This is a genomic window from Franzmannia pantelleriensis (assembly GCF_900102875.1).
Taxonomy (GTDB): domain Bacteria; phylum Pseudomonadota; class Gammaproteobacteria; order Pseudomonadales; family Halomonadaceae; genus Franzmannia; species Franzmannia pantelleriensis.
In genome coordinates, this window is the sequence record NZ_FNGH01000003.1 from 313,522 (window position 1) to 325,657 (window position 12,136).

Below are 12,136 nucleotides of genomic sequence, written 5' to 3' on the forward strand. Positions count from 1 at the left end.
CGCGCTGCAATCGCGAATAAATTCGCTCCCACAGGGTGTAGCGCCAAGCTCAATGTGGGAGCGGTTTCAACCGCGATGAACTCTGCCTGGCAGCCGCCAGCGTGTCCCTCAGGAAACGTTGAGCTCGCGGGTCTCGCGGGCGCTCTCGCCGGTGTCGTCATGCCACTCGAAGACCGCCTCGCCGCTGGCCTCGGGAGCGAGGTGGAAACGCAGGTAGGGGTTGGCCGATACCGACTGGTGCAACTCCGCCTCGAAGGCGATGTCGCCATCGACGCTGACCGTAAAGCGCTCGATGATGTGGCGTGGCAGAGTCTCGCCGTCATCGCCCTCGCGCAGGCCGGTCTCCATGGGGTGGGTGATCAGGGTGCGGATCTCCCCGGGCTGGCTGGCGCTGAAACTATCGGGCACTCTGACTCTCGGGTTGCTGAGCGACTCCTGGACGTCGTCGCCACGCATCAGGCAGCCGCTGACGGTAATACGTACCTCGCGGGAGGTAGCCCACACCTTGCCTTCGGCGCTGCGCGCCACGGCCACGACCTCTTGTGTCTCGTTCAGGCGCACCCGGGTCGAGACCTCGGGCTTGCCGGCCAACGGGGTGAGGTGAAATACCGCAATCTCGGGATTGGGGTTGCCGGCCGCGAACAGATGGATGCTCTCCACGTAGTCACCGTCGTCGAGGGACGCGTCGACGCCCACCGTCAGCGCGACCGCCGAACCGTCCTCGGAGACGTGGGGCAGGTCCAGCGTCAAGCCGTCTCCTTCAGGACTGGCATCGCCGACCACCTGCTGCGCCGCGTCGAGCCGCTGCCAGGCATCGCTGGCCAGCGCGGCGGATGAAAACAGCAGGCCGGGCGCTGCGCTGAGCAGGCCCAGGCACAACAGGCCGCCAACGCCCGAACCTAGCAGGCGGCGGCGCGTTAGCGTCGGGTGGCGGTGAGGATGGGGCATTGAGATCTCCATGGGTCAGCTACGGCAGTGGATTATCATACCTTGGACAGCGCCAGCGGGCCGCGGATTCCCAGCCCGGCCCCGCCAGCGATGCCGGCCACGGCCACGAAGCTGGTCAGCGCCAGGGTCGAGACGCCCGACAGCCCCTGGCCGATGGAGCAGCCCAGCGCCAGCACGCCGCCGATGCCCATCAAGGCGCCGCCGCCCATGCTGCGCAGGATGCGGGTGTGGTCGGGAAAGCCCTGCCAGGTAAAGCCACGGCTCGCCAGCGAGGTGATCAGCGAGCCGGCCAGCACCCCGGCCACTACCGTGACGCCGAAGCCCAGTCGGGTGCCGGTGGAAAGCATCAGGTACTGCAGGCTTTCTCCGATGGGGGCGATAAAGGTCAGGCTGGCCAGTCGCACCGGCTCGAAATCGTCGAAACCGAGCACGCCGGTGGCGTACCAGCCACTGGGGATCAAGGCGCCAATCACCAACCCGCCCAGCCAGTCGCGGGGCGAGGCGCGAAACGTCGCGCTGGAGAGCGCCCAGGTCAGCAGTCCACCCGCCAGCAGCAGGCTGGGCAGCCAGCGGGCCAGAGTGGCACCGAGGCCCGCCTGCATCAGCCAGCCAGGTAGGTCGCGGGCCGGCAGCGTTAGCGTGGTCGCGCCTTCCAGCCAGACCCTGAGCGGGGCGAGCACGCCGGACAGCGTCATATAGGCGGCGATCCCTAGGCACACCAGCACCACGAAGCTGCGCAGATTGCCGCTGCCCAGCAGGACCAGCGAGCGGGCGCCGCAGCCGTTGGCCATCACCATGCCGTAGCCGAACAGCGCGCCGCCCAGCGGCACCAGCAGCCACGACAGACTGGCAGTACGGTACAGGGCATCGTTCAGCGACAGCGGCGTCAGGCTCACCAGCACCTGGCTGCCGAGCAGGGCGACCACCATGGCCAGGGCGAAGGCGCGCAGCTTGCGCTGGTCGCGCTGGCTCGGGTCGGCGGCCCAGGCGTTGGCCAGGCCGCGCATCAGGCAGAAGCCGCTGAGTCTGCCGGCGACGCCGAACAGTAAGCCCAGCAACAGGCCCGACCAGGCCACCACGGCGGTGTGGGTCATTGCGTGTCTCCATGACGATCGAAAAGGCCACCCGAAGGTGGCCTCATTCTAGCCCGATTCCTGATCCAGTTCAGGCGTCGGTGCCCCAGGTGTCTTGGCAGATGGCGTTGTACCAGCCAACCGCGTACTCGGCTTCCATCTGCCGGATCTCGGGGCTGGCATCGCTGGGGCTGAGCCCACCGGAGCCTTCGACTTCGGCGATGACGCCGTCCTGGATCCGGTAGACCCCGGCCACCGAGATGCCGTACTCCGGGCCGATCAGGCTGTAGCAGGTGTTGCTCCAGTAGGGGTCAGGGGCGCTGTCGCCACGAAGTGATGCGACGATGGCGGCGGCCGCCACCTTGGCCTGGGCGTTGGCGCAGAAACCCGACTTGGGCATTGGCGCGGCCACGGTGGCATCGCCGACCACGTAGATGTCGGCGACCTGCTGCGACTCGAAGGTCTCCGGCTTGACCGGCACCCAACCGCTGTCGTCGGTGACGCCGGCGCGCTCGGCGATCCAGCCAGCCTTCTGCGGCGGTACCACATTGAGCACGTCGGCGCGGTGCACGGTGCCGAACTCGGTCTCGACTTCGCGGTTTTCGGCATCGACGCGGGTCACACGGCCGTCGCCGGAGAGACCGACCCACTCGATGCTGTCGCCGTAGAGCTGCTCCCAGCCGCTGGTGAACAGCCCCTGCTTGGAGAAGTTGTCCTTGGCGTCGAGGATCAGCACCTTGGAGCTGGGCTTATGCTGCGACAGGTAGTGCGCCACCATGCTGGCCCGCTCATAGGGTCCCGGCGGGCAGCGGAAGGGATTTTCCGGCGCCACCAGCACGAAGGTGCCACCATCTTCCATGCCTTCGAGCTGACGCCTGAGGAGTTCGGTCTGCGGGCCGGCCTTCCAGGCGTGGGGGACCAGCTCGGCAGCGGCTTCGTCGTATCCCTCCAGGGCGTTCCAACGGATGTCGATGCCCGGCGACAGTACCAGCTTGTCGTAGTGCAGGGTGTCGCCGTTGGCCAGACTCACGGTATGGCTGTCGGGGTCGAGGTCCTGGGCCAGGGTGTGGACCACCTCGACGCCGTAGCGGTCGCGCAGCTCGTCATAGCCGTGGGCGATCTTGCTCATCTCGCGCAGGCCGCCGAGATAGAGGTTACTGAACGGGCAGGTGTAGAAGGTCCGCGCCGGCTCGACCAGGGTCACCGCCAAGTTGGGGTTGGCGCGTTTGAGGTATTTGGCTGCGGTGGCGCCACCGAAGCCGCCGCCGATCACCACCACGCGGCCGTCGCTGTTGCTGGCAAAGGCTGGCGCGAAACCGCCGATCAGCGGCAGGCTGGAGGCGGCGCCCATGCCCTTGAGCACCTGGCGGCGGGAGACACCCAGACGGGGTTGGAATGGTGTGTTGTCAAAGCTCATGGGTGCCTCACTCCTGTTCCACGTTGGCGAAGTGTTCGGCCAGGCTGGTCAGCTCATCGTCGCTGAAGCCCTTGGCGATGCGGTTCATGATGGTGGTATCGGCCACCTCATCGCGCTTGAAGGCCAGTAGGCGTTCCTCGAGATAGTCGGCATCACGGCCGGCCAGCGGCGGTACGTTGCCGGTGCGTGCGCCGTCGGTACCGTGGCAGTTGGCACAGCCCCCGGCCATCACTTCACGCTGAAGGTCGTAGGCGTCGTCGGCCAGCACCTGCTGGGCGGCACCCAGCAGCAGACAGGCACCGAGTGCCGCCGTCGCCGCACGTGGTAGGCGTAGGTTCATCGTCAGATCCCTCACAAGACGTCGTTTATCGTTATCTCCTCGGCCCCCTCAAGGCGAACGGGAGCAGTCACGCTTAACAGCATAGTGCCTAGTGTCGGCATGGGGCCAAGCGCCATTGGCAATGATTATATGAAATTTCATTGTTATAGCCATTGGCTGGTCAGCATGCGGCGCGTTGAAAGCGTGCTAGCTGCACATTGGCGAACGCTGAACTACAGTGAGAGAGTGGGAGGGAAAGGCATCTAGCCTTGTGTTGGCCACCCGCGACCGCGGCTGCTACAAGCCCGATCCCGGTGTGCCGAATTACTGCTTGCGGGTTAAGGGGTAACGCCATGAATGCTGCTGAGACAAACAAACACAAGCAGTCGGATGCCACGGTCAAGATCACCATCAATCCGGTGGGAATGGACCGGCCACGTGCCTGGCTGGTGGCCGGTTTCAAGGACTTTCGCGAGGCCACGGCGGTCAGCCTGGCCTACGGGATGTTCTGGGTGGGCTTGAGTATCGCAGTGACTGCTGGTGCCTTCACGCTGGGCTATTGGCATTGGCTGCTGCCGCTGGTCGCCGGCTTCATGTTCCTGGGGCCGCTGGTCGCGGTGGGCTCTTACGGCATCAGCAAGCGCCTCGAGGAGGGACGGTCGCCGACGCTGGGTGACGCCTTTGGCGCCTGGCGCCCGCATGCCGGACAGCTGGCGATGATGGGCGTGATGATGATGATCTTCTTCCTCGCCTGGATACGCCTGGCAACGCTGCTGTTCGCGCTGTTCTTCGGCTTCGAGACGCCCAGCCCCGACACCCTGTATACGGCGCTGATCACTACCCCGGAAGGCTTTGGCATGCTGGCGGTAGGTACGGTGGCAGGGGGCATCCTGGCCTTTGGTGCCTTTTCCATCAGCGTGGTGGCGATACCCACGCTGATGGACCAGGACCTGACCTTCATGGAGGGTATCGAGGCCAGCGTGCGTTCGGTGGCGCGCAACTTCCGCCCCATGCTGCTGTGGGCAGCGATGTTGACCGGCTGCGTGCTGATCGGGGTGATGACCTTCTACATTGGCCTGGCGCTGATTCTGCCGGTGCTCGGTCACGCCAGCTGGCACGCCTATGAAGACCTGGTGCGCATCGAGACGCTGACCAAGACCTGAGGCTGTGGCAAGCCGACTGCCGATACGACTATGCTGGGGGCGACATCGCCCCCAGCGTCGTTGCGGCGCCGGATGGATACCCTCGATACAAGGATTGCTGCATGGCCGAATCGCCACCGCGTCTCGCGGGTCTGTTTCGCTACCCGATAAAGTCCACCGCCGGCGAAGCGCTTAGCGCTGCCTGGGCCGGCGAAGAGGGGCTGGTCGGGGATCGCCGCTACATGGTAGTGCGCCCCGACGGGGTCTTCATCACCGCGCGCAGCCACCCGCAGCTGCAGCGCGTCTCTACTACCCTGTTCGACGATGGTATCGTGCTGCATCACCCGGCGCTGAACGACTTGACCCTGCATCACGCCAATATCATTGGTGAGCCGTTGGCTACCCAGGTATGGGGCGACCACTTTACGGGCCTGACGACCACCGCCGACGCGGATGCCTGGTTGAGCGAGGCGTTGGGCGAGCCGGTACGCCTGCTATGGCTCGGGGAGCGCTCGCCGCGCTACCGCCAGCCACTGGGCAAACGGGTCAGCTTCGCCGACGGCTACCCGCTGCTGCTGATCGGGCAGGCTTCACTGGACGATCTCAACACCCGGTTTGAAACCCCGCAGCGCATGGCCCAGTTTCGTCCCAACCTGGTGGTGACCGGTAGCCTGCCCTATGCCGAAGATGGTTGGCACCTGCTGCGCATCGGCGAGGTCGAACTGCTGGTCGACAAACCCTGCTCGCGCTGCGCAATGGTCACGGTGGACCCGGCAAGCGGTGAGTTCCTGCCCGAGCGCGAACCGCTGCGAACCCTGGCCAGCTACCGGCGCGGTGCGGATGGCCTGATCTACTTCGGCCAAAATCTTATCGTGGCCCGCGGCGGTACCCTGGAGGTGGGCGCTGCGGTGGAGGTAGTGTCATGATGCATACAGCGATACGTCACAGCATCGGCATACTGCTGCTCGCAGCGCCGATGACGGGGCTGGCCCAAGGGGAGGCGCCGCCGACTCGGGGTAGCCACCCCATCGATCTCAAGGCCGACAGCTGCATGGAAGAGGGCGAGTGGCACACGCCGGCGATGCTGGACTGCGCAGCGGACGCCTACGATGACTGGCAGGCGGAGGTGGAGCGTCTGGCGTCGCGTTTGTCGGGGCGGCTGGGCGGCGAGGCGCGTGACGCACTGGCACTCGCCCAGCAGCAGTGGGCACTTGCCCGCGACGCCGACTTTGCCTTTATCGCGGCCTACTATGCTGACCTGCAGCACGCCGAGGAGGGGTATGCCGACGATGAGACGCGAGAGATGATCGGCGATACGCCCTGGCCGCTCGCCGAGCAGCTACGCCGAAACGCCGTGCTCGAAGACCGCGCCTATCAGCTGCAGCGCTATCTAGACGGCTTGGAGGAGTTGCCTGGCCGCTCGTCGCTGCCCCGTTAGCGAGGCATCAGTCGAGCATATCCAGCACGGTGCCGATGATATCGTCCATGGTCAGCAGCCCGACCAGCTCGTTGTCACGTAGCACCAGCACTCGCTTGACGCGGTTGTCGGTCATCAGTGCCGCGACATGCTTGACGTCGAGGGTCTCGCCCACCGAAATCACCGGCTTGACACAGACGTCATAGACGTTGACCAGGTCGATGTCGCCGCTCTCGGCGACGATGGTCTTGAGAATATTGGTGTAGGTGATCAGTCCCCAGGCGTCGTGGGGCGTCTGCTGCTCGACCACCAGTGACTTGAGTGAATGGCGCTTCATCAGCGCCAATGCCTCGCGCAGGGTGGCAAAGGCCGAGACCTTGACCACATCGCGCACCATGATGTCCTTGACCAGCATAGGCATGCCTTTCGTTAGCGCCACGCAGTGGCGAATGAATGAGTGGCTAGAGCGATTCGCGCAGATGCTGCTCGAAGCGTTCCAGCTGTGAGACGTCGAGACCGCCGAGGTGCTCGATGGGGATCGTGAACACCACTCCCCGGGAGCTCTCACCGTCGTGGTTGATGACTTTCTGCAAAGCCTTGAGCACGCTCAGCGACAGGCCTTTCTCAAGCACCATCAGCAGTACCGTCTGGCTGCCCTCGAAGGTCAGGCCGAAGAAGGTCTTCTTCGGCTCGCCGCCCAGCCCGCGTCCCGATAGCAAGGTGACCCCGCCGCCGCCACTGCGGTTGGCCTCGTCGAGGCACTCCTGCTCCAGCTCTTCGGGCACGATGGCCACCAGCGCGGAAAATTTCATGATCGAGCACTCCTCCATTTGACCAGGCGTTCCATGATGATGGCATAGCTCATCACCGTGACGATGGGAAATATCGAGGCGAAGGCGATCAGGCCGAAGCCGTCGATCAGTACGTCGCGGCCCTCGATATGGGTGGCAAGGCCAATACCCAGTGCCGTGACCAGCGGTACCGTGACCTCCGAGGTGGTGACCCCGCCAAGATCGAAGGCCAGCGCCACGATGTAGCGCGGCGACAGCGCGGTCAGCACGATCACCAGGCTATAGCCGGCGATGATGTAGTGGTGGATCGAGTCGCCGGTGATGATGCGATGGATGCCGATGGTGATACCAATTGCCACGCCCAGCGCCACCAGCAGACGAATCGCACGCCCGTCGATCTTGCCGGCCGCGGCCTCCTCGGCCTGCTGGCCCACGGCAATCAGCGCCGGCTCGGCCATCGTGGTGGCAAAACCGATGGCAAAGGCGAACAGGTATACCCATAGCCAGCTGTCGAACTGAATCAACTGTTCGGCCATGCTGCGGCCGATCGGAAACAGACCGAGCTTGAGGCCGACCACGAAGGCATACAGGCCGATGATCACCAGCGCGAAACCGGCTGCGATGCGCAGCCGGTTGGAGAGGGCGCGCTTGAGTACCGCGTACTGAAAGAACAGGATCACCAGTAGAATCGGCAGCACGTCGCGCAGCATGCTGAACAGATCAAGCGCCATCTGCAACAGCGGATTGGCGGCGTCGATGGCATCGTCACCGTTCATCACCAGTTCGGCATCCCCCGCGGGGCTCGCCTGACCGTAGACGATAATGCCATACAGCTGCACGCTGATCATCGGCACCATGACGGCCAGGCCAACCAACCCGAAGCCATCGATCAGCGGGTTGCGACCACGTATCGAGGTCGCCAGGCCGATGCCCAGCGCGGCGATCAATGGCACGGTGACGATGTTGGTGGTCACGCCGCCGGAATCATAGGCCAGCCCGACGATCTCCTCCGGGGCGAAGAAGGTCACCGCCACCACCGTCAGGTAGCCGATGATCATATACCAATGCAGTGGGTGGCCGAGGATCACCCTGAGTACGCCCATTGCCATCACTAGACCCACCGAAGCGGCCACGATCAGGCGCAGGGTCAAGGCATCGATGCGTCCGTCGCTGATCTCGGCGGCCTGATCGGCGACGGCAATCAGTGCCGGCTCGGCGATCACCGCCGAGAAGCCGATGGCGAAGCCGAAGCTGATCAGGATCGGCAGCGAGCCGCGTCTCGCGAACTGGTTGGCGAGGCTCTTGCCAACCGGAAAGATCCCCAGCTCCAGGCCGCGCAGGAACAACGCCACGCCGAGGGCCACGATCAGCAGGCCCATGGCCATGCTGCCCCCGCCTTCCGGCCATTGGCGCAGCACCAGCGCCTGGAACACCACCACCACGGCGATGATCGGCAACAGGTTGTTCACGGCGTGCAAGAAGGTGTGGGCAAAATCCTTCAACTGCTCAGGCAAGAGACCTCTCCTGTGGTCCGGGTGTGGTCCAGTGTGCCGGCAAGATGTGGCAACGGCGAGATTCTACACCAGGGAATATGGCAAAATAGTGCGACGGATCAATAACCGGTGCGAACGGAGCCGCTCGGGCCATGTGGCCGGGCCATCGCCTCGGTGAGCAGCGCAGGGAAAAGCCTTAATGGCGTCGACGCTGGGCCACGCCCATCGCTTGTACGCTTATTACAACCGCCTGTCTCCAAGGGGCCGCCATGCGCGTTTGTCATCGCCAACCAACCACGACCAGCCGCCTAGTGGTCGCCATGCTGTTAATGCTGCTGCCGCTGGCCGTATGGGCGCTGCCCGACCCTGAGGGTGAGGTCATCCTCACCGTGTCGGGTAATATTGCCCACACCAACGTCGGTGATGAAGCGCACTTCGATGCCGCGATGCTGATGTCGCTTCCGACGAAGGTGATTGAGACCCATACCCCCTGGACCGACGGACCGAGTACCTTCGAGGGACCGCTGGCGCGCGCACTGCTCGATGCGGTGGGGGCGGAAAGCGAGTTGGTGCGCGTGCGGGCGTTGAACGACTTCGCTGCCGATATCCCGATCGACAACTTTCACGATTACGATGTGATTCTGGCGCTCACACGCGACGGTGAGCGGATGCCGATTCGCGACTATGGCCCGATCTTCGTCCTCTATCCGTTCGATGACCATCCCGAGCTGATCAACGAGACGATCCGCTTCCGCTCGGTGTGGCAGGTGGTCAATATCCATGTCGACTGACTGCTCGGCGGCATGAGAGGCATCTAATGCTGCGCTATCCCGGTCGCCTCAAGCTCGGCGCTATTGCCGCGCTGCTGTTCTTCGTTGCCGCCATCACGGTAGCCGGGTTGGTGCTGTGGCGCCAGGAAAGCCTGGCACAGAGTGTGGGTGGCGATACCGCCTGGTCGGCCTACAAGCTGGATCGTGAAGCCATCCAATTGCGCTCGCAGCTGGCTAGGGCTACCCAGCAGGACATGTCCAGCGACCTGCGGCTGCGCTTCGAGTTGATGTATAGCCGTGTCAATCTGCTGCGCCGCGGTGAGCTCGCCGAGCTGCTCGACACCATTCCAAGAGCCACATCGTTGATGGCCTCTATCGTCGAGCAGGTCGATGCCATCGATGCCCGGCTCTACAGCGACGACTTTTCGCTGCAGGAGGGAGGGCGCGAGGCACTGGAGGCGCGTCTCGACACGCTTAGCCGTTACAGCGAAGAGCTGATCGTGGCAATCAATGCTCACCTGGCCGACACCACCACTCGCGAGCGCGAACAGCTGCAGCGCCTATACCGCCTGCTGCTGGCGCTGATCGTGGCGATGAGCGCTGCAGCAGCACTGGTGGTGGTGTTCCTGTTTCGCGAGGCGCGCGAGAGCGCCGCGGCTCGGCGTGCCACCGAGGCACTAAGTGGGGAACTCGAGATCGCCGCGCGTCGCGCCGAGGCGGCCAGCCAGGCCAAGAGCGAATTCCTGGCGACGGTCAGCCACGAGATTCGTACACCCCTCAATGGGGTGATCGGCATGAGTGAGCTGCTGCGCGAGCGGCCATTGGATGCCACCTCGAGGGATTACGCCGCCACCATTCACGAGAGCGGCGGGCAACTGCTGGGATTGATCAACGACATTCTCGATTTCTCCAAGATCGAGGCCGGACGCCTGGAGCTGGAGCACACCGACTACGACCTGCGCGCCTTGATGGCGCGAGCGGTGGCGCTGTTCGCCCCCCGCGCCAGCGCCAAGTCTCTGGCACTGCGCAGTGAGTGCGATCCGCGGCTACCGGCGCGACTCTACGGCGACCCTGGCCGGATCAATCAGATCATCCTCAACCTGCTCTCCAACGCGATCAAGTTCTCGACCAGCGGAGAGATCGTGGTGGCTGCACGGCGCGGCGAGGGCGAGCAGCTCGAGATCAGTGTCAGTGATCAGGGCTGCGGCATCGATGAGCACCAGCGCGAGGTACTGTTCGAGCCCTTTCGTCAGGGCGACGCCTCGACCGCACGGCGTTTCGGTGGCAGCGGGTTGGGGCTGGCGATTTGCAAGCAGCTGGCCATCGCGATGGGCGGCGAGATCGACTTTACCAGCCAGCCTGGGCAGGGCAGCCATTTCTGGCTACGCCTACCGCTGCAGGCGGCGCAGGAGGCCGACGCCGATATTGGCACAGGGACGAGCCCGACAGAGGGGATGTCGGTGAATTTCGAGGCATCGTTGCTGCTGGTCGAGGACAATCCGATCAACCAGCAGGTGGCGGTGGCAGGGAAAACGCATGAAAAACCGCTCTACGACGGGCCTCGTAGCGCTTTACCAGTAGGAGCTAATGTGGTCATCTAACGGCTTTTGCTCATAGATGACCTCATGCTGACACCATCGCTTATGCACCATTTATCGATCGTTCCCGACTTCCGCCAGGCCTGGAAAGTGCAGCATCAGCTGTCGGATATCCTGTTTCTGACGGTCTGTGCGGTGATCTGTGGTGCCGAGGGTTGGGACGAAATCGAGGATTTTGGCCACGCAAAGCTCGACTTTCTGCGCCAGTACGGCGATTTTGAAGCTGGCGTGCCGAGCCATGACACCTTGGCTAGGGTCATGGCCCTGGTGAATGCCGAGCAGCTGCAAAGCGCATTCGCCGAGTGGATGAAGGCCTGCCACGATGTGACGGAGGGCGCGGTGGTGGCCATCGATGGCAAGACGCTGCGTGGGTCGTACTGCCGAGGGAAGGGCAAAGGGGCGATCCACATGGTCAGTGCCTTCAGTGCGGCGAATGGTGTGGTGCTGGGCCAGGTCAAGACGGCCGAAAAGTCCAACGAGATCACGGCGATTCCCGAGCTGCTCAAGCTTCTCAATCTGCAAGGCTGCCTGGTGACGATCGATGCCATGGGATGCCAGAAGAAGATCGCCACACAGGTCCTGCAGAAGGGCGCCGATTACCTACTGTCCGTGAAGGACAATCAGCCGGCCCTGGCAGACGCCTTCGAGGCCGCGTTTCCTATGGCCAAGGTAGTCAGCTTCGAGGGTGACGCCTATGTCACAGATGAGAAGAACCGTGGCCGAAAAGAGACGAGGTACCATATTGTCAGCGAAGTTACTGAAGAGTTTCAGGAGCTTAGCTATGAATGGCCAGGCCTGAAAACGGTGAGCGTGGTGATGAGTTTCCGCCAGCAAGGTGATGACGCACCAGAGGCGCCAATGATCCGTTACTACATCAGCTCTGCCGAACTGAGCGCCAAGAAGCTCGCCGAAGCGGCTCGCCAGCATTGGTTTGTCGAGAATAAGCTCCACTGGTCCTTGGATGTGGCGCTCCGCGAGGATGCTTGCAAAATCCATCGCGGTCAGGCCGCTGAAAATCTCGCCAGGGTGCGTCATATCGCCTTGAATTACCTCAAAGGGGAGACGCGTTTCAAAGGCGGAATCCGGCGGAAGCAGAAGAAAGCCGCCCTGGATGAGACCTATCTGGCCGACGTTCTCGCGGTGTAGGATTTTTCATGCGTTTTCCCTG

At 63.7% G+C, this 12,136-nt stretch carries 13 protein-coding genes; 6 read left to right on the forward strand and 7 right to left on the reverse strand.

The window, feature by feature from the left end; all coding sequences use genetic code 11:
- Positions 1-108: 108 nt before the first annotated feature.
- The 4 genes from soxZ to BLT16_RS05730 form a co-directional block, all read right to left on the reverse strand.
- Positions 109-948: a thiosulfate oxidation carrier complex protein SoxZ gene (gene soxZ, locus BLT16_RS05715; RefSeq protein ID WP_089657561.1), complete on the reverse strand. Its 840-nt coding sequence runs from the start codon at positions 946-948 to the stop codon at positions 109-111.
- Positions 949-983: 35 nt separating this feature from the next.
- The gene (locus tag BLT16_RS05720; RefSeq protein ID WP_089657562.1) at positions 984-2,042 is read right to left on the reverse strand and encodes a YeeE/YedE family protein; all 1,059 of its coding nucleotides are present in this window, start codon (positions 2,040-2,042) and stop codon (positions 984-986) included.
- Positions 2,043-2,112: 70 nt separating this feature from the next.
- The gene (locus tag BLT16_RS05725; RefSeq protein WP_176817170.1) at positions 2,113-3,438 is read right to left on the reverse strand and encodes an NAD(P)/FAD-dependent oxidoreductase; all 1,326 of its coding nucleotides are present in this window, start codon (positions 3,436-3,438) and stop codon (positions 2,113-2,115) included.
- Positions 3,439-3,445: 7 nt separating this feature from the next.
- The gene (locus BLT16_RS05730) at positions 3,446-3,778 is read right to left on the reverse strand and encodes a c-type cytochrome (RefSeq protein WP_089657563.1); all 333 of its coding nucleotides are present in this window, start codon (positions 3,776-3,778) and stop codon (positions 3,446-3,448) included.
- A 332-nt stretch (positions 3,779-4,110) separates the two neighbouring features.
- Here BLT16_RS05730 and BLT16_RS05735 point away from each other — a divergent pair, with 332 nt between their 5' ends.
- The 3 genes from BLT16_RS05735 to BLT16_RS05745 all read left to right on the forward strand — a co-directional run bounded on the left by BLT16_RS05735 (position 4,111) and on the right by BLT16_RS05745 (position 6,337).
- Positions 4,111-4,920: a DUF2189 domain-containing protein gene (locus tag BLT16_RS05735; protein WP_089657564.1), complete on the forward strand. Its 810-nt coding sequence runs from the start codon at positions 4,111-4,113 to the stop codon at positions 4,918-4,920.
- 101 nt (positions 4,921-5,021) lie between these two features.
- Positions 5,022-5,825 (forward strand): MOSC domain-containing protein, encoded by an 804-nt coding sequence (locus tag BLT16_RS05740; RefSeq protein WP_089657565.1) that lies wholly within the window; start codon positions 5,022-5,024, stop codon positions 5,823-5,825.
- Positions 5,822-6,337 carry a lysozyme inhibitor LprI family protein gene (locus BLT16_RS05745; RefSeq protein WP_089657566.1) on the forward strand — a complete coding sequence of 172 codons (516 nt, stop codon included), beginning with the start codon at positions 5,822-5,824 and terminating at the stop codon, positions 6,335-6,337. The genes BLT16_RS05740 and BLT16_RS05745 overlap by 4 nt, the downstream gene beginning before the upstream one ends.
- Before the next feature lie 7 nt (positions 6,338-6,344).
- On the opposite strand, the gene BLT16_RS05750 is transcribed toward BLT16_RS05745, so the two are convergent.
- Genes BLT16_RS05750 through BLT16_RS21170 form a run of 3 tightly spaced genes read right to left on the reverse strand, consistent with a single transcriptional unit; the run spans position 6,345 to position 8,621 of the window.
- Complete coding sequence (locus BLT16_RS05750; RefSeq protein ID WP_245701482.1) at positions 6,345-6,737, reverse strand: CBS domain-containing protein; 393 nt, start codon at positions 6,735-6,737, stop codon at positions 6,345-6,347.
- Between the two features lie 40 nt (positions 6,738-6,777).
- Entirely contained in the window at positions 6,778-7,128 is a 351-nt protein-coding gene (locus tag BLT16_RS05755) for a transcriptional regulator (protein WP_089657568.1), read from the reverse strand.
- Complete coding sequence (locus BLT16_RS21170) at positions 7,125-8,621, reverse strand: DUF1538 domain-containing protein (RefSeq protein WP_340148245.1); 1,497 nt, start codon at positions 8,619-8,621, stop codon at positions 7,125-7,127. Before BLT16_RS21170 ends, BLT16_RS05755 begins: the two co-directional genes overlap by 4 nt.
- A gap of 248 nt (positions 8,622-8,869) precedes the next feature.
- Here BLT16_RS21170 and BLT16_RS05765 point away from each other — a divergent pair, with 248 nt between their 5' ends.
- From BLT16_RS05765 to BLT16_RS05775, 3 genes are read left to right on the forward strand one after another with little or no spacing between them, the layout of a single operon-like run.
- Positions 8,870-9,391: a putative pterin-binding protein gene (locus BLT16_RS05765; RefSeq protein ID WP_089657569.1), complete on the forward strand. Its 522-nt coding sequence runs from the start codon at positions 8,870-8,872 to the stop codon at positions 9,389-9,391.
- Between the two features lie 26 nt (positions 9,392-9,417).
- Positions 9,418-10,971 carry a hybrid sensor histidine kinase/response regulator gene (locus BLT16_RS05770; protein ID WP_089657570.1) on the forward strand — a complete coding sequence of 518 codons (1,554 nt, stop codon included), beginning with the start codon at positions 9,418-9,420 and terminating at the stop codon, positions 10,969-10,971.
- 24 nt (positions 10,972-10,995) lie between these two features.
- A complete protein-coding gene (locus BLT16_RS05775; protein ID WP_089657596.1) occupies positions 10,996-12,114 on the forward strand; it encodes an ISAs1 family transposase in 1,119 nt (372 codons plus the stop codon).
- Positions 12,115-12,136: the final 22 nt, after the last annotated feature.

Coding starts and splice junctions, on each gene's coding strand:
- soxZ (WP_089657561.1), bottom strand. CDS start 948: ATGCCCCATCCTCACCGCCACCCGACGCTAACGCGCCGCCGCCTGCTA.
- BLT16_RS05720 (WP_089657562.1), bottom strand. CDS start 2,042: ATGACCCACACCGCCGTGGTGGCCTGGTCGGGCCTGTTGCTGGGCTTA.
- BLT16_RS05725 (WP_176817170.1), bottom strand. CDS start 3,438: ATGAGCTTTGACAACACACCATTCCAACCCCGTCTGGGTGTCTCCCGC.
- BLT16_RS05730 (WP_089657563.1), bottom strand. CDS start 3,778: ATGAACCTACGCCTACCACGTGCGGCGACGGCGGCACTCGGTGCCTGT.
- BLT16_RS05735 (WP_089657564.1), top strand. CDS start 4,111: ATGAATGCTGCTGAGACAAACAAACACAAGCAGTCGGATGCCACGGTC.
- BLT16_RS05740 (WP_089657565.1), top strand. CDS start 5,022: ATGGCCGAATCGCCACCGCGTCTCGCGGGTCTGTTTCGCTACCCGATA.
- BLT16_RS05745 (WP_089657566.1), top strand. CDS start 5,822: ATGATGCATACAGCGATACGTCACAGCATCGGCATACTGCTGCTCGCA.
- BLT16_RS05750 (WP_245701482.1), bottom strand. CDS start 6,737: ATGCCTATGCTGGTCAAGGACATCATGGTGCGCGATGTGGTCAAGGTC.
- BLT16_RS05755 (WP_089657568.1), bottom strand. CDS start 7,128: ATGAAATTTTCCGCGCTGGTGGCCATCGTGCCCGAAGAGCTGGAGCAG.
- BLT16_RS05765 (WP_089657569.1), top strand. CDS start 8,870: ATGCGCGTTTGTCATCGCCAACCAACCACGACCAGCCGCCTAGTGGTC.
- BLT16_RS05770 (WP_089657570.1), top strand. CDS start 9,418: ATGCTGCGCTATCCCGGTCGCCTCAAGCTCGGCGCTATTGCCGCGCTG.
- BLT16_RS05775 (WP_089657596.1), top strand. CDS start 10,996: ATGCTGACACCATCGCTTATGCACCATTTATCGATCGTTCCCGACTTC.